10 protein-coding genes are annotated in these 17,409 nt (G+C 69.6%); 7 read left to right on the plus strand and 3 right to left on the minus strand.

The annotated features are described in order from the left end of the window. Positions 1–64: 64 nt before the first annotated feature. The 7 genes from ahcY to trxA all read left to right on the plus strand — a co-directional run bounded on the left by ahcY (position 65) and on the right by trxA (position 14,141). The gene (ahcY, locus tag M673_RS00095; RefSeq protein ID WP_061972663.1) at positions 65–1,465 is read left to right on the plus strand and encodes an adenosylhomocysteinase; all 1,401 of its coding nucleotides are present in this window, start codon (positions 65–67) and stop codon (positions 1,463–1,465) included. A 209-nt stretch (positions 1,466–1,674) separates the two neighbouring features. Beyond that, entirely contained in the window at positions 1,675–4,371 is a 2,697-nt protein-coding gene (locus M673_RS00100) for a sensor histidine kinase (RefSeq protein WP_244510304.1), read from the plus strand. Then, positions 4,368–5,930 (plus strand): tRNA (adenosine(37)-N6)-threonylcarbamoyltransferase complex ATPase subunit type 1 TsaE, encoded by a 1,563-nt coding sequence (gene tsaE / locus M673_RS00105; protein ID WP_061972665.1) that lies wholly within the window; start codon positions 4,368–4,370, stop codon positions 5,928–5,930. Before M673_RS00100 ends, tsaE begins: the two co-directional genes overlap by 4 nt. Then, positions 5,927–6,715: a nucleotidyltransferase family protein gene (locus M673_RS00110; protein WP_061972666.1), complete on the plus strand. Its 789-nt coding sequence runs from the start codon at positions 5,927–5,929 to the stop codon at positions 6,713–6,715. The genes tsaE and M673_RS00110 overlap by 4 nt, the downstream gene beginning before the upstream one ends. 217 nt (positions 6,716–6,932) lie before the next feature. Beyond that, on the plus strand, positions 6,933–10,043 hold the full coding sequence (gene addB, locus M673_RS00115) for a double-strand break repair protein AddB (RefSeq protein ID WP_061972668.1): 3,111 nt from the start codon (positions 6,933–6,935) through the stop codon (positions 10,041–10,043). Beyond that, complete coding sequence (gene addA / locus M673_RS00120) at positions 10,040–13,681, plus strand: double-strand break repair helicase AddA (protein ID WP_061972670.1); 3,642 nt, start codon at positions 10,040–10,042, stop codon at positions 13,679–13,681. Before addB ends, addA begins: the two co-directional genes overlap by 4 nt. Positions 13,682–13,817: 136 nt before the next feature. Beyond that, positions 13,818–14,141, plus strand: coding sequence for a thioredoxin (gene trxA / locus M673_RS00125; protein WP_061972671.1), 324 nt, complete (start codon positions 13,818–13,820; stop codon positions 14,139–14,141). A gap of 84 nt (positions 14,142–14,225) precedes the next feature. On the opposite strand, the gene M673_RS00130 is transcribed toward trxA, so the two are convergent. The 3 genes from M673_RS00130 to trpA form a co-directional block, all read right to left on the minus strand. Further along, a complete protein-coding gene (locus M673_RS00130) occupies positions 14,226–15,563 on the minus strand; it encodes a bifunctional folylpolyglutamate synthase/dihydrofolate synthase (protein WP_061972673.1) in 1,338 nt (445 codons plus the stop codon). 14 nt (positions 15,564–15,577) lie between these two features. After that, positions 15,578–16,498 (minus strand): acetyl-CoA carboxylase, carboxyltransferase subunit beta, encoded by a 921-nt coding sequence (accD, locus tag M673_RS00135; protein WP_061972674.1) that lies wholly within the window; start codon positions 16,496–16,498, stop codon positions 15,578–15,580. Positions 16,499–16,563: 65 nt separating this feature from the next. Then, entirely contained in the window at positions 16,564–17,391 is an 828-nt protein-coding gene (gene trpA / locus M673_RS00140) for a tryptophan synthase subunit alpha (RefSeq protein ID WP_061977472.1), read from the minus strand. Between the last annotated feature and the right edge of the window lie 18 nt (positions 17,392–17,409).

Below are 17,409 nucleotides of genomic sequence, written 5' to 3' on the forward strand. Positions count from 1 at the left end.
ATGTTTTGCGAGCGGGCGCTCGAACCTAGACCGCGCCCCATCCGCAGCCCAAGGAGAACGTGGCATGAGCGCAGCAGCCGATTACGTCGTGAAGGACCTTTCGCTGGCCGACTGGGGCCGTAAGGAACTCGACATCGCCGAAACCGAAATGCCCGGCCTGATGAGCTGCCGCGAGGAATTCGGCACTGACAAGCCGCTGACCGGCGCGCGGATCGCCGGGTCGCTGCACATGACGATCCAGACCGCCGTCCTGATCGAGACGCTGCAGGCGCTGGGCGCCAAGGTGCGCTGGGCCTCCTGCAACATCTTCTCGACGCAGGACCACGCGGCCGCCGCCATCGCCGCCACCGGCACGCCGGTCTTCGCCGTGAAGGGCGAGACGCTGGACGAATATTGGGACTACACCGACCGCCTCTTCCAGTGGACGGACGGCCAGCCCGCCAACATGATCCTGGACGATGGCGGCGACGCGACGATGTACATCCTGCTCGGCGCGCGGGCCGAAGCGGGCGAGGACGTCCTGTCCAACCCCGGCTCCGAGGAAGAGGAAATCCTCTTCCGCCAGATCAAGAAGCGCATGTCGCTCTCGCCCGGCTTCTTCGCGCGCCAGCGCGACGCCATCAAGGGCGTGACCGAGGAGACGACCACGGGCGTCAACCGCCTGTACCAGTTGCAGAAGAAGGGCCTCCTGCCCTTCCCCGCCATCAACGTGAACGACAGCGTCACCAAGTCGAAGTTCGACAACAAGTACGGCTGTAAGGAATCATTGGTGGACGGCATCCGCCGCGCCACGGACGTGATGATGGCCGGCAAGGTCGCCGTGGTCTGCGGCTATGGCGACGTCGGCAAGGGCTCGGCGGCTTCGCTGGTCGGCGCGGGCGCCCGCGTCAAGGTGACGGAGGTCGATCCGATCTGCGCGCTTCAGGCGGCGATGGACGGGTTCGAGGTCGTGACGCTGGAGGAAGCGGCCCCGACCGCCGACATCGTCATCACCACGACGGGCAACAAGGACGTCGTGACGCTGGACACGATGCGCAAGCTCAAGGACATGTGCATCCTTGGCAATATCGGCCATTTCGACAACGAGATTCAGGTCGCCGCCCTGCGCAACCTGACCTGGACCAACATCAAGCCGCAGGTCGACATGATCACCTTCCCGGACGGACGGCGCATGCTGCTCCTCTCCGAAGGGCGTCTCCTCAACCTCGGCAATGCGACGGGCCACCCGTCCTTCGTCATGTCGGCCTCGTTCACCAACCAGACGCTGGCGCAGATCGAGCTGTTCACCAAGGGCGGGCAGTACGAGAACAAGGTCTATGTCCTGCCCAAGCACCTGGACGAGAAGGTTGCCCGCCTGCATCTCGGTCGCCTGGGCGCCAAGCTCTCGACCCTGTCGGAAGAGCAGGCCTCCTATATCGGCGTGACGCCGCAAGGTCCGTTCAAGCCTGAGCACTACCGCTACTGATCCGTAGCCACGACGCGGCGCCGCCTGGCGCAGCGATGCGCCGGAGGCAAGGCCTCCGGCGCATTTCTTTTTTAACATCTGTGCCGTTCTCGCGCTTTCTCTGAGGTTATCCACCGTTTAAGTTTTACGAATCGTCGCTCGGTTGGGGAGCGGGGCGGCGGTACGGGGACAACTGTCTTTTCTCGAAAGGCGGCGGAGAAGGACGGGGGATGATACACAAGACATCGACGATGAAAGCGGGTCCGGCGGCCCGCTTCGTGCAAAAGCTCGGCCTTGGAGCCCTCCGCGCGGACGGGCGAGTTCGGGCTGGCGAGCGGGAGACGGGCGCGCCGCATGGCATGCGCCTTGGCGCCCGGAGCGCCGCCGACGCTCTTCTTCGCCTCGCGCCGCAGCTTCGCGGCCATCGCCTGCCCCGCCCGCTTCGTGCCGTCGGCCGGGTGCTGCGTCGCGGCACCATGCTGTGCGGCGCGCCCGTGCTTCTGGCCGCGATCAGCGTCACCGGCGCACAGGCGCAGGACGCTGGCGGCCCGATGCGGCCGGAAACGGTTCTGAATCTCGCCCTGATCGGGCTTACCATCGGCGCGGCGATGATCGCCGCCGTCTGGCTGATCCGCCAACAGGCCGCGACCGCGGAAGAGAACAAGCGCCTGCGCGCCGATCTCGCCGACGCGCTGAACGAGGCCGACCGGCGCGGGACGCTGCTCGCCGAGGACAATCAGCGGCTTCTGGTGTTCAGCGGCCCCGGCGCGCCCGATCTTGTCGGCACGCTGCCCAAGCGCTTCGGCGCGCCGCCCGAGACCGCCGCCTTTCTCGACTTCGAAGGCTGGATGACGCCCGACGAGGCGCGCGAACTGACCCGCGCCCTGTCGCAGCTGCGCAACCGCGCCGAAGGCTTCCGCATGGAAGTGGAGAGCGCCGGCGGCCACGTGCTGGAGATCGTCGGCCGCACCGCCGGCGCCCTGGCCGTGGTGCGCTTCACGCCGCTGTCGGGCCTGCGCGAGGAGATCGCGACGCTGCGCCTGGAGCAGAACCGCGCCAACGGCATGATCGAGACCATGCAGGCGCTGTTCGACGCCGCGCCGCTGCCCATGTGGCTGCGGGGCGAGGACGAGCGCCTCGTCTGGGTGAACGACGCCTATGCCAAGGCCGTGGACGCGCCTGGCGTCATTTCGGCGGTGGACGCGCAGACCGAGTTCCTGAACGAGCAGGACCGGGCGCAGATCATCGCCGCGCGCGCCCAGAACAGCCGTTTCCAGAACCGGCTGAGCGCCGTGGTGGACGCCGACCGGCGCAATTTCCTTGTGGTGGACGCCGCCGGCCCCTTCGGCTCGGCAGGCGTCGCGATTGACATTTCCGAGACCGAGAGCGTGCGGCGCGAGCTGCGCGAAACCGTGCGCTCGCATTCCGAGACGCTGGATCATCTCACCACGGCCGTGGCGCGTTTCGACGACAAGACGCAGCTCGCCTATCACAACGCCGCCTTCGCCAAGCTCTTCGGCCTGTCGGCGGCCTATCTCGACAAGGCGCCCGACCTCGTCTCGATTCTCGACCATCTGCGCTCGCGCGGGGTCCTGCCGGACGACCGGCCGCTGCGCGACGTGAAGGTCGAAATCCAAGCCGCGCACCGCGCCACCGAGCCAACCGACGCGCTCTGGCACCTGACCGACGGGCGCACCTTGCGCGTCTTCACCAGCCCCGAGCCCTCGGGGGGCGCCAGCTGGGTGTTCGAGGACCTCACCGAAAAGCTTCAGCTGGAATCGCGCCTCAACGCGCTGGTGCGCCTGCAGGGCGAGACGCTCGACTATCTGCGCGAGGGCGTCGCCGTGTTCGGCCAGGACGGGCGGCTGCGTCTGTCCAACCCGATCTTCGCCGAGCTCTGGGGCCTGTCGGACGAGTTCCTGGCGGCCAAGCCCCATATCCGCGCCTTCGCCGGCACCGCCACGGTCTCGATCCGCCGCCCGGCGGACGGGTCGGAGCCGCAGGCGAGCTGGGCGGGCTTCTCCCATGCCGTCACCGCCTTCGACGAGGCGCCGCGCGAGGCGCAAGGGGGCGAGTTCGAGCTTTCCGATGGCCGGGTTCAGGCCTATGGCATCGTGCCGCTGCCCAACGGGCAGACAATGCTGACCTTCTCCGACATCACCGACGCGCGCCAGGCCGAGCGGATGCTGCGCGAGCGCAACGAGGCGCTGGAACACGCTGCCCGCCTAAAGAGCGACTTCGTCCAGCACGTGAACTACGAGCTTCGCTCGCCGCTCACCAATATCATCGGCTTCTCCGCGCTCCTGCGCTCGCCCGAGACCGGGCCGCTCAACACGCGCCAGAGCGAATATCTCGACTATATCGGCACCTCGACCTCGACGCTTCTGACCATCGTCAACGACATTCTGGATCTTGCCACGATCGACGCCGGCATCATGGATCTCGACCTCGGCGAGGTCGACATCGCCTATACCGTGGACCATGCGGCGGAAGCGGTGCGCGAGCGTCTGCGCGACAACGAGATCCGCCTCGACATCGACATCGCCCAGGCCGGCACGAGCTTTCGCGCCGACGGGCACCGCGTCACCCAGGTTCTGTTCAACCTCCTGTCCAACGCGGCCAATTTCGCGCCGCAGGGCTCGGCCATCCAGCTTTCGGCGCGCCGGCGGGGCGACAGCCTGTTCTTCGCCGTGGCCGACGAGGGGCCGGGCATCTCGCCCGCCAATGTCGAGCGCGTCTTCGAACGGTTCGAGACCGATCCGGCCGGCGGCCGGCAGTCCGGCGCGGGCCTCGGCCTATCGATCGTGAAGAGCTTCGTCGAGTTGCATGGGGGCGACGTGTCGGTCGCCTCCGGTCCGAAGGGCGGCGCGGTCGTCACCTGCCGCTTCCCCCTCATGCGGCAGGAGCGGGATCTCGCCGCCGAATGAGCGCCGTGCCCTTTCCGCCGCAGACCCCGGACGCCGATTTCGACCTCCACCTGCCCGACGAGGCGGCGACGGCGCGTCTGGCGGCCGACCTCGCGCTGGTGCTCGGGCGGGGCGACGTGGTCGCCCTTTCGGGGGATCTTGGCGCGGGCAAAACGCATTTCGCCCGCGCCTTCATACGCGCACTGAGCGGCGACCCTGAGTTGGAGGTCCCCTCCCCCACCTACACGCTGGCGCAGATCTACGAGACCGTTCCCAAAGTCACGCATTTCGACCTCTACCGCCTCGGCGACGAGGAAGAGCTTGATGAACTCGGCTTCGACGAGGCGGCCGAGACCGGCCTCGTGCTGGTGGAATGGCCCGAGCGCGCCCCGGCGACGCTCCGCGCCGCGACGCTCCGCCTGGAACTGACGGATGCGAGCGGCGGCGGCCGGCGAGCGCGGCTCACGGCAACGGTGGACGCTGCGCGGCGCATCGCCCGCACCTTGGGGGCGCGTGCTTTCCTGAGGGAAGCCGGCTTCCCCGATGCGCTCCGGCTGCCGTTTCAGGGCGACGCTTCGGCTCGGCGCTACGAGACCGTCGCCGCCGAGGGCGCCCCACCGCTCATTCTGATGGATTCGCCCGCGCTCGTGCTCGGCCCTCCCGTCCGCGACGGCCTGCCCTATGCCCGCATCGCCCACACGGCGGAAACCGTCCTGCCCTTCGTCGCGATCGCCGAGGCCCTGGAGGCGGCGGGGCTCGGAGCCCCGACCATTCTCCACGCCGATCTCGATTCCGGCTTCGTGCTGATGCCCGATCTCGGGCGCGAAACGGTGCTCGACGCCGAGGGACGCCCGATCCCGGAGCGCTACGAGGCGGCCATGGCGGCGCTCGCGCATTTCCATGCGCGGCCCCCGCGCCGCGACCTGCCGACCCGCGAAGGGCCGGTTCATAGCGTGCCGCCCTTCGACCGGGGCGCGCTGTCGATCGAGGTGAGCCTGCTTCTCGACTGGTACTGGCCGCACAGGCGCGGCGCGCCGGCGAGCGAGGCCGAGCGGGCGCAGTTCGATGCCGCCTGGGGCGCACTGTTCGATCGGCTGGAAGAGGCCGAGCCCGCGCTCGTACTTCGCGACCTGCAATGGCCCAACCTGATCTGGCGGCCGGGCGAGACCGGCCATCGCCGCGTCGCCTTCCTCGATTTTCAGGACGCCATGATCGGCCCCTCGGCCTACGACGTCGCCTCGCTGGCGCAGGACGCGCGGGTGGACATGTCGGCCGATCTGGAAAGGCGGCTGGCCGATCACTACATGAGCCTCAGGGAAACGGACGGAACCGGCTTCCGCCGGGCCGCCTTCGAGGAGGCCTATGCGATCATGGCGGCGCAGCGCGCCACCAAGATTCTCGGCATCTTCGTCCGCTTGTTGCGCCGGGACGGCAAGCCGCAATACCTCCGTCACATTCCGCGTATTCAATCGTATCTTCAGCGCAGCCTCGCGCATCCGGTCTTGAGCGATCTGGCCGGCCTCTACCGCGCGTGGGCTCTTCTCGACGACGAACCTATTACCCGACCGCAGGACTTATGACGCTCCAGCCCCTTGCCCCGACGCCGCTTCACGCCCGCCCGCCCCGCCGCGCGCCCAAACCCAAGACGGCGATGATCCTGGCGGCGGGCCTCGGCAAGCGGATGCGGCCGATCACTTCGATGATTCCGAAGCCCCTGGTCGAGATCAACGACAAGGCGCTGATCGACTACGGGCTCGACGCGCTCGCGCGCAACGGCGTGGAGCGCGTGGTGGTGAACGTTCATTACATGGCCGAGCTTCTGCGCGCGCACCTGCGCAAGCGGCGGGACATCGAGGTCGTCATCTCCGACGAGAGCGACCGACTTCTCGAATCGGGCGGCGGCATCGTGCGCGCCCTGCCGCTTCTGGGCGACGATCCCTTCTACCTCATCAATTCCGACACGTTCTGGATCGACGGCTACCGCGACAATCTCGATCTACTGGCCGATCTCTGGAACCCGGCCGAGGCGGACATGCTGCTGCTCATCGCCGAGATGCGGCAGGCGACGGGCTATGAGGGCCGGGGCGATTTCACCATGGACCGCGAAGGTCGGCTGCGCCGCGTGGCCGAGCGCGATATGAGCCCCTTCATCTATGCCGGCGCCGGTATCCTGAAGCCGGACCTGTTTCGCGAGTTGCCCGAAGAGGTCTTCTCGCTGAACCGCGTCTTCGACAGCGCGATCGACGAAGGGCGCCTGTTCGGCGGCCGGCTGGACGGGCTGTGGCTCACGGTCGGCACGCCGCAGGCGATCCACGACGCCGAGGCCGCCTTCGCGGCCAGCGCGACGCGCGTCCAGCACGGCTGAGGCCGGGCGCATTAGCCGGCTTATGAGACAGAGTTCTCATGACAGGCCCTGCGGCGGATGGGATAGGCGGTCCTGCGGCCTTGGTCTCGGCGTCGGGGGCGCCTGGAGCATTTCCTGTGAATATGCATTCACCGGAAGCGCTCCAGGTTTTTGATCTTCGCATTATCCCACGGCAAAGCGTATCCGCTTCGCCTGGAAATGCTTTAGACTTAACGTCATGCGTCCCAACGTCTTTTCCATCTCGCCGGGCCTGCCCTTCCTGCCCACGCTGGCCGAGGGGGTCCTCTCGGGGCTCTTTCTGCCGGACCATCGCTTCGCCGACGATCCGCTGGCGCTGGCGGGGCTGACGATCCTCGTGCCGACGCGCCGCGCCGTGCGCGCGCTGGCCGAGGAGTTCACGCGAAGGCTGGGCGGGGCGGCAGCCATCCTGCCGCGCATCCGCCCGCTTGGCGACGCGGACGATCCGAGCGCGCTGTTCGAGGAGGGTCCGGGCGCCGAATTGATCGCCGAGATGAACGTGTTGGAGCGCCGCCTGCTACTGGCGCGCCTCGTGCGCATCTGGAAGGAAAGCATCAACCAGCAGGCGCTGCGCCTCCTGGCCGGCGAGGAGTTGATTCTGCCCGCCTCCAGCGCCGACGCGCTTTATCTCGCGAGCGATCTCTGCGCCTTTCTGGACGAGGCGGTGAACGAGGAGGCGGGCCTTGCCAATCTTGCGCAGCTGGCGCCCGACCGGCTGGCCGAATGGTGGCAGCTGACGCTGACCTTCCTGCAGATCCTGACCGAGCAATGGCCGGCGATCCTCGCCGAGCGCGGGCTGCAGGACCGCGCGGCGGCGCGCGTGCGCTGGTTCGACGCCGAAGCCGAGCGGCTGCGCCGGGCCCGGCCGGGCGCGCCGCTGATCGTCGCCGGCACCACGGCCACCGCCCCCTCCACCGTGCGCTTTCTTCAGGCCGTGGCCCAGCTTCCCGCCGGCGCGCTGGTGCTCCCCGGCATCGACTGCCATCTCGACGAGGAAAGCTTCCAGGCGATCGACGCCAAGCGCTCCATCGCCGCGCCCGGCCACCCCCAGCACGCCATGCGGCGCATCCTGACCGGCATCCTGATCGGCCGCGATCTCGTTCACTCCATCACCCCGGCCGAGGGCGATCCGCTGCTGGCGCGCGAGCGCTTCCTGTCGGACGCGCTGCGCCCGGCCGAGACCACCGATCTCTGGGCCGCCCAGGCCGAGCGGCACGGCACGGCGGCGCTGGACGGGCTGGAGCTGATCGAGGCGGCGGACGAGCGCGAGGAGGCGCTGGCCATCGCCGTCGCCATGCGCGACGCCTTGTCGGACCCCGCCGCCAAGGTGGCGCTCACGACGCCGGACCGCAATCTCGCCCGCCGCGTCGAGGCCGAGTTGGAGCGCTTCGGCATTCTCGCCAACGATTCCGCCGGCCGCCCGCTCTGGGCGACGCCGCCGGGCACGTTCACGCAGCTTGCGCTCACCGTCGCGATGGAGCCGGGCGATCCGGTGGCCCTCCTGTCGCTGCTCAAGCACCCGCTGCTGCGCCTCGGCTTTCCCGCAGCCGAGGCGCGCGACGCCGCGCGCGTGGTCGAGCTCATCGCCCTGCGCGGCGGCACGGGCGTCGCCGACGGCGCGTCGCTGGCCGCGCTCTTCGCGCGCCGCCGCGCGGAAGCCGAGGCCGAGGACGGGCGCGCGCCTCGCCCCGTGCGCCTGCTCGGCCAGGACGACCGCGACAAGGCGGCGATCCTCTGCGCCCGGCTGGAAGAGGCGTTGCAGCCGCTGGCGGGCCTTCGGGGAGACGGCGAAGGCGAGGTCGGCGACTACGCGCTCTGCCTCACCCGCGTTCTGGAAGCGCTGTCGCGCGACGAGGAGGGCAGGCCGAACCCGCTTTATGCCGAGGAAGCCGGCATCGGGCTGCGCGACTTCCTGCGCTCGCTCGTTTCGGCCCCCGAGACGGGCTTCAGCTTTCGCCCGGAAGAGCTGCCCGATGTGGTACGCGCGCTGATGAGCGACGTCACCGTGCAGCCGCGCGGTGGCCTGTCGCAGCGGGTCTTCGTCTGGGGTGCGCTGGAAGCACGCCTGCAGAATGTGGACGTGATGATTCTGGGCGGTCTCAACGAAGGCGTCTGGCCGCGCGCGGCGCGCTCCGACGCTTTTCTTTCGCGCGTCATGCGCACTGAGATTGCGCTCGACCCGCCCGAGCGCCGCATCGGCCTTGCCGCGCACGATCTCTGGATGGCGCTCGGCAACCCGCGCGTCGTCATGGCCCGCTCGCATCGCTCGGGCGGCTCGCCCACGATCCGCTCGCGCTGGCTGCAACGCATCCTGACGCTGGCCGGCAAGGAAGGCGAAAAGGCGCTGCTAGAACGCGGCCGGGTCTATCTCGATCATGCGCGGGCGCTCGGCGCGGTGGAGCCGCAAGCGCCCACCCGCCGGCCCGAGCCCTGCCCGCCGCTGGAGGTGCGCCCGCGCCGCGCCTCCGTCACCGAGGTCGAGACCTGGGTACGCGATCCCTATGCCGTCTATGCCCGGCGCGTGTTGAAGCTCGACCCGCTGCCCGAGATGCTGCGCGCCCCCGGCGCCCCGGAGCGCGGCAATCTCTACCACGCCATTCTGCATCGCTTCGTGGCCGAAGGCCTCGACCCGGCGGCCGAAGACGCGGAAGCCCAACTTCTCGCGATCGCGCGCGAGGAGTTCGAGCGGGAGAAGCTGCCGGCGGAGATCGAGGCGATCTGGTGGCCGCGCATGGAAACGCTGGCGCGCAACATGATCGAATGGGAGCGCGAGCGCGCACCCGCCATCGAGACGAGCCTCACCGAGATTCGCGGCGAGCACGCCTTCCCCGATCTCGACTTTACCCTCACCGGTTATGCCGACCGGATCGACCGGTTGCAGGACGGGCGCATCGAGATCGTCGACTACAAGACCGGCACGAACCCTTCGGTGAAGCAGGCGCGCACGCTGCTCGCGCCGCAATTGCCGCTGGAAGCGGCGATGGCGCGGCTCGGCGCCTTCGAGGCGCTGGGGCCGGTCTCCTCGGTGGCCGATCTTCTTTACGTGCGCCTGCGCGAGCGGGAGTTCTACGAGGAGCGCCTGGCGCATTCGGGCGGGCGCACGGGCGAGCCCCAGTCGGGCGACGATCTCGCCACCGCCGCGCTCGCTAGCCTCCGCCGGCTGATCGCGGCCTATCGCTCGGCCGACAAGACCTACCCCTCGCGCGCCCGGCCCTTCCTGGCGGGGGACACGTCGGGGCCTTACGACCATCTGGCGCGGGCGAAGGAATGGTCGGTCGCCGGCACGGCCGAGGAAGGAGAGGCGCCATGAACATCGTCGTGCAAAGCGCCGAGGACCCGCAGCGCATCGCCTCCGACCCGTCCCGCTCCGTGTTCGTGGCGGCCAATGCCGGCTCGGGCAAGACGCATGTGCTCACCGAGCGCGTGGTGCGCCTGCTGCTGTCGGGCGCCGAGCCCTCGCGCATCCTATGCCTGACCTACACCAAGGCCGCCGCCGCCGAGATGCAGACCCGCGTCTTCGCGCGCCTCGCCGCCTGGACCACGATGGAGGAGGAAGCGCTGGCCCGCGCGCTGGAGGCGCTGGAGCGCAAGCGCCCGTCGCGCGAGCGGATCGCAAAGGCGCGCCGGCTCTTCGCCTGCGCGCTGGAAACGCCGGGCGGCTTGAAGATCCAGACGATCCACGCATTCTGCGAGGCGATCCTCCACCAGTTTCCGATCGAGGCCAACATTCCCGGCCATTTCGAGGTGATGGACGAGACCGAGAGCGCCCTGCTCCTGGCCGAGGCGCGGCGCATGTTCGTGGCCGGCTCCACGGACGATCCCGCCGACCCCGAGCGCGCCGCCCTGACGTTGGCCTTTGCCGACGCGCTGACCCTGGCGGGCGAATGGGGGCTCGACGCGCTGCTCGGCGAGATCGTCTCCAAGCGCGACCGCATCCGCCGCCATCTCGACGCCGTGGGCGGGCTGGAGGGCGCGGTGCCGGTGCTGCGCAAGGCGCTGGGCCTCAAGGAAGGCGACGACGAGGCGTCGATCCTCGCCGGCGCGATCGACCCGCCGGGCCTGGAGGAGAGTTTTCGCGAGGCGCTGGCGGAAGCGGCCGGGCGCTCCAATAAGGCGACCGACGCCAAGCTTCTGGAAAAGCTCAACGCCTTCGAGGCGGCCGAGACGCCCCTGCGCCGCTTCGAGGCGCTGCGCGAGCTCGTGCAGAAGAAGGATGGCGGGCGCTACAAGCCCTCCTCCGTTGCCACCAAGGCGGTGGCCGACACGTTTGCCGACTTCGCGGATCGGCTGGAAGAGGCGGCGGACTATGTGGACGCCGCCTGCGAGCGGCTCGCCACGCTGCGTCTCTTTCGCGCCAGCCGCGCCGCGCTCGCCATCGCCGAAAAGCTGGAGGGCGACTACGGCGCCCTGAAGCGCAAGCGGGGGCGGCTCGATTTCGAAGACCTGATCGTTCGCACGGCCGACCTCCTCCTGCGGGCGGAAGCGTCGAGCTGGGTGCATTTCAAGCTCGACCAGGGCATCGACCATGTGCTGGTGGACGAGGCGCAGGACACGAGCCCGCGCCAGTGGGAGGTGGTGCGCCAGCTGGTCGAGGAGTTCTTCGCCGGCGGCGCCGCGCGCCAGATGCCGCGCACGATCTTCGCGGTGGGCGACGAGAAGCAGTCGATCTATTCCTTTCAGGGCGCCTCGCCCGCCATGTTCACCAACGAGCGGCTGAACCTCCAGCGCCTGGCGGAAGCCGCCGGCCTGCCCTTCGAGCGGGTCGAGTTGCACCGCTCCTTCCGCTCGGTGGCGGACGTGCTCAACGCCGTGGACCAGGTCTTCGCCGAGCCGGCCGACCGGCGCGGGCTCACCTTCGGCGGCGAGCCGCCGGTGCATGTCTCGGCGCGCGGCGCGGAGCCGGGGCTGATCGAGGTCTGGCCGGCGGTCGTGCCGACCGTCCGCGCCGTGTCCGACGACTGGCTCGATCCGATCGACCATGAGCCCGAAGCCTCGCCCGCCAACCGGCTCGCGCGCCGCATCGCCGGCACGATCCGCGACTGGATCGGCCAGCCCATCAGCGTGAAGGGCGAGCGGCGGCCGATCGGGCCGGGCGACGTTCTGGTTCTCGTGCGCAAGCGCTCCGGCTTCGTCGGCGCCATGGGCGCGGCGCTGCGCGAGGCCGCCATTCCCGTGGCCGGTGCCGACCGGCTGACGATCACCGACCATATCGCCGTGTCCGACCTCGTGGCGCTTGGGCGCATCGTCTCCAATGCGGAGGACGAGCTGTCGCTCGCCGCCGTTCTGAAGAGCCCGCTCTTCGGCTTCACCGACGACGACCTGATGGCGCTGGCGCTCTCGCGATCGACGGAAAGGCGCGCTGAGCCGCTTTATCTCGCGCTACGCTTTCTGACCTTCCGGGGCGCGGAAAAGCGCTTGCCGGACTTCGTCAAAGGCCCGGCGCGCGAGGCGCTGCTGGTCAAGGCGAGCGCAGCCTTCAAGCGACTGGAGGAGCTGCGCCGGCGCGCCGGCTTCGAGACGGTCTTCACCTTCTTCGCCCGCATTCTCGGCCCCGAGGGCGGGCGCGCGGCGCTGGTGGCCCGGCTCGGGCGCGATGCCGGAGACGTGGTGGACGCGTTTCTCGACCTGGCGCTGGCCGAAGAATCGGCCGGGCGCGGTGGGCTCGACGCCTTCCTGTCCGATCTCGAAGCCTCGCCGCCCGAGATCAAGCGGGAGACCGAGGGCGGGCGCGGCGAGGTGCGCATCATGACGACCCACGCCTCCAAGGGGCTGGAAGCGCCGGTCGTGTTTCTGGTGGACCCCGGCTCGGCCCCGTTCAGCCACAGCCACGGCGCCAAGCTTCTGGAATGGACCGACATGCCGGGCCTGCCCCCCGGCCAGCCGCCGGGCTTTCTCTGGTGCCCGGAATCGGCGCTGCGCAACGACGTGGTACGTGCGCTTCAGGAAGGCGAGCGGGCCCGGGCCGAGGACGAATATCGCCGGCTTCTCTATGTCGGCATGACGCGCGCGGCCGACCGGCTGGTGGTCTGCGGCCTGTCGGGCACACGCGGGCCGGACGACGCCTCCTGGCTGCAGCGCGTGGAGGCCGCGCTCGGCCCCCATGCGCGCGAGATCAAGGACCCCGAGACCGGCGAGCGGATGGCGCTGCGGCTCGGCGGCGATCCGCAGGGCGAAAGGCTGGCACCGGCTGCGCAGGCGCCCGCGCAGCCCCGCTCCCGCGCCATCGACCTCTCCCCCCTCCCGCCCGAGCCGCCCCCGCCCCGCCCGCTTGCCCCTTCCACAGCCGGCGGCGCGCATCGCATCGAGACGCTGGAGGAACTCGACATCCGGCCGCGCGAGGCGGCAGCGGATCTCGGCCCCGACGCGCTTTCGCCGGTTCTGGGCGGAGGGCGCGAGCCGGGCCTTGCGATCCGGCGCGGCACGCTGGTCCACAAGCTTCTGCAGATCCTGCCCGACATCGCGAGCGAGGACCGGGAAGAGCGCGCGCGACTGTTTCTGGGCGCGGCGGGCGCCTTCCTGCCGGAGGAGGAGCGGGAGGCGGTGCTGGCCAAGACCTGCGGCCTCCTGAAAGACCCGCGCTTCGCCGCCTATTTCGCGGACGGAAGCCGGGCGGAAGTCTCGGTCTCCGGCCGGCTGGAGCTGGGCGGCCATTCCTATGTCGTGAACGGCTCGATCGACCGGCTGCGCGTTGAAGACGGGGTGGTTCGCATCCTCGACTATAAGACGAACAGAGTGTTCACCGATCGGCCGGAGGAGGTTCCCCCGCCCTACGTGCTTCAGCTCGCGCTCTATCGCGAACTGTTGAAGCCCTTGTACCCGCAGGCGGAAATCCGCGCCGCGCTGCTCTACACCGAAGGGCCGGCGCTGGTGGAAATCCCGGCCGAGGCGCTGGACCGGGCGCTGGCCGCGCGCGCCAAGCGGGCGGAAGGGGGCGAGGCCCGGGGCTGAGGCCGGCGCGCGCTTGAAGCCGGGCCTCCGGCCATCTACCTATGGTGCACCGAACGCGCCGGCCCGTTGCCGAGTCGCGCTCTTTCTCTCCCATGCCGGGCGCGCTTGAGCCCCGGCGTCTCACCGGAGCCGACACATGGCCACGAAGAAGACCGACAACAGCAACTTCCAGTCCGACGTCCTCCAGAACGCCAAGCCCGTGGTGGTGGACTTCTGGGCGGAGTGGTGCGGCCCCTGCAAGATGATCGCCCCGGCCTTGGAAGAGATTTCCGAAGAGATGGGCGCCGTCGACATCGTGAAAGTGAATATCGACGAGAACCCGGACCTCGCCGCCCAGTTCGGCGTGCGCTCGATCCCGACGCTCATGCTCTTCAAGAACGGCGAGCAGGCCTCGGTCCAGGTCGGCGCGGCGCCCAAATCCAAGCTCGTCGCCTGGATCAATTCCAACGTCGCCGCCTGATCCAAGGCAGACGCCCGAATGAAAAAAAGCCCGCGCTCCGGCGCGGGCTTTTTCGTGCGCTTTTCTGGGTGGCAAGCAGGCCGCTCAGCGCGGCGCGAGGCCGCTTTCGCGCAGGACCTCGCCGACGAGATAAAGCGAGCCGCAGACGATGAAGCGCGGCGCGGGGCTCGACTGCCAGCCGGTGGACACCAGCCGGATCGCCTCTTCCACACTGTCGCAGGGCTCGGCCTCGAGGCCCGCCTCGCTCGCCGCGTCGGCCAGCTCGTCGGCCGATAGGCCGCTGTCGGACGAGCGGATCGGCACGGTGAAGACATGCCGCGCCATGCCGGCGAAGGCCTCGAAGAAGCCGACCGGCTCCTTGGTGTTGAGCATACCGGTGATGAGGAAGAGGGGCCGCTGCACGCGGTCTTCCATATCGGCCAGCGCCTCGGCCACCACCGTTCCCGCGCCCGGATTATGGCCGCCGTCGAGCCAAAGTTCCGAGCCCGGCACGCAGAGCTCGAACAGGCGCCCCGAAGTGACGCGCTGCAGCCGACCCGGCCATTCCACCCGCGTCAGCCCCGCCTCGATCGCCGCCTGCGAGGGGTCGAAGCCCGCCGCGCGCAGCGCCGCGATGGCAGTAGCGGCATTGCCGATCTGATGCCGGCCGGCCAGGCGCGGCATCGGCAGGTCGAGAAGGCCGCGCTCGTCCTGAAACACGAGGCGCCCATGCTCCTCGTAGGCGAGGAAATCCTGCCCGTAGACATGAACGGGCGCGCCGGTGCGCTGGGCCTGTGTGCACAGGACGTCGAGCGCGCCCGTGCTGGTCTGCGGGCCAATCACCACGGGCGCGCCGCGCTTGAAGATGCCGGCCTTCTCGGCCGCGATCTGTTCCACCGTGTCGCCAAGAAAGCTCTGGTGGTCGAGCGAGATGGAGGTGACCACGCTGACCGCCGGCTTCTCGATCACGTTGGTCGCGTCGAAGCGCCCGCCGAGGCCGACTTCCAGAAGAACCGCGTCGGCCGGGTTCTCGGAAAAAAGCAGGAAAGTGACCGCCGTCAGAAGCTCGAAGACGGTGATGGGCCTGTCCGCGTTGGCGCTCGCGACCCGCCGGATCGCCTCCGCCAGCGCCTCGTCGGAAACGAGTTCGCCGCGCCCGCCGGCCCGGCCGATCCGGTAGCGCTCGTGCCAGTCGACGAGATGGGGCGAGGTGTGGACATGAGCGGCCTTGCCCGCCGCCTCCAGGATCGCGCGGCAGAAGGCGGTGGTGGAGCCCTTGCCGTTCGTGCCGGCAATGTGGATCACGGGCGCGAGCCTGTCCTGCGGCGCGCCGAGATCGGCGAGCAGCCGGACGATCCGGTCGAGCTTCAGGTCGAAGCCCTTGGGATGAAGCTCGAGAAGCTTGCCGATCTCCCGATCGGCAAGGCTGGGGGCGGATGTCACGGGCGCTCTGTCTCTCAGGCCGATTCGAGCGCGGCAGTAGCCTCGCCGCCCGCCTCCGGGGGCGGGGGCAGAAGCGCGACGGGCGTCTTGGTCAGCACCTTGAGGAGCCGGGCGATCGTTCCCTTCAGCTCGTGCCGGTGGACCACCATGTCCACCATGCCGTGTTCCATCAGATATTCCGAGCGCTGGAAGCCCTCGGGCAGCTTCTCGCGGATCGTCTGCTCGATCACGCGCGCGCCGGCAAAGCCGATCACCGCGCCGGGCTCGGCGATGTGCACGTCGCCCAGCATGGCGTAGGAGGCGGTGACGCCGCCGGTCGTCGGATTGGTGAGGATGACGATATAGGGGAGGCCGGCGTCCTTCACCATGTCCACCGCCACCGTGGTGCGCGGCAACTGCATGAGCGACAGGATGCCCTCCTGCATGCGCGCGCCGCCCGAGCCGGCGAAGAGGACGAGGGGGCGCTTGCGGTCCACCGCCGTCTCGGCGGCGGTGACGATCGCCTCGCCCGCCGCCATGCCGAGCGAGCCGCCCATGAAGGCGAAGTCCTGCACGGCGGCGACGACCGGCAGCGTCTCGATCTCGCCGGCGGCCACCAGCACGGAGTCCTCGAGGCCCGTCTTGGCCTTGTATTCCTTCAGCCGGTCCGTGTAGCGCTTCGAATCGCGGAACTTCAGCGGATCGAGCGGCACCTTCTCCAGGGCGATCTCCTCGAAGACGCCATTGTCGAAGAAATGCGTCAGCCGGTCCCGCGCCCCGATCTTCATATGGACGTTGGAGGACGGGATGACGAACTGGTTCGCCTCCAGATCCTTGTGGAACACCATCTCGCCCGTTTCCGGGCACTTGATCCAGAGATTCTCCGGCACCTCGCGCGAGGGCTGGCCGAGAAGGCTGGTGAGCTTGGGGCGGACGTAGTTGGTGATCCAGTTCATCGGGACGATCCCTCGAAAGTCATGCGGCCCGGAGAAGGGCTGGAAAGGCTGAGATGGCGGCTGGCTCAGGCCGCCGCAAGCTTGCACTCGGACAGGCCGTCGGCGAGTTCACGCACCAGCGAGGTCACGGCCTCCACCATGGCGGGCGTGCCACCCTCGACCGCCGCCTCCAAGGCCGCGACGAGCGCGGAGCCGACCACGACGCCGTCGGCATGACGGCCGATGGCGCGGGCCTGCTCGGCCGTGCGCACGCCGAAGCCGACGCAGACCGGAAGGCTCGTCTGACCCTTGATGCGCTGCACCGCAGCCGAGACGGCCGAGGCGTCCGGCGCGGCGGAGCCGGTGATGCCGTTGATCGAGACGTAGTAGACGAAGCCTGACGTGTTCTTCAAAACGGCGGGAAGGCGCTTCTCGTCGGTGGTGGGCGTGGCGAGGCGCACGAAGTTGAGCCCGCCCCGGACGGCGGGAAGGCAGAGTTCGTCGTCCATCTCCGGCGGCAGGTCCACCACGATCAGCCCGTCGACCCCGGCGGCCTTGGCATCCGCCACGAAGCGCTCGACGCCGTAGATATAGACCGGGTTGAAATAGCCCATGAGGATGATCGGCGTCGCTGCGTCGCCCTCGCGGAAGGCGCGGACCGTCTCCAGCGTGCGCCCCAGCGTCTCGCCGCCTTGCAGCGCGCGCAGCCCGGCGCGCTGGATGGCCGGGCCATCCGCCATCGGGTCGGAAAAGGGCATGCCGAGTTCGATGAGGTCGGCGCCCGCCGCCGGCAGGGCTTTCAGCACCGCCAGGGTCGTATCGCCATCCGGGTCCCCCGCCATGATGAAGGTCACGAGCGCGGGCCGGCCCTCGGCCTGCAGGGCGGCAAAGCGCGTCTCGATGCGTGTCGTCATGGGAAAGCCTCGCGCCCG

This window comes from Aureimonas sp. AU20 (assembly GCF_001442755.1).
GTDB lineage: Bacteria > Pseudomonadota > Alphaproteobacteria > Rhizobiales > Rhizobiaceae > Aureimonas.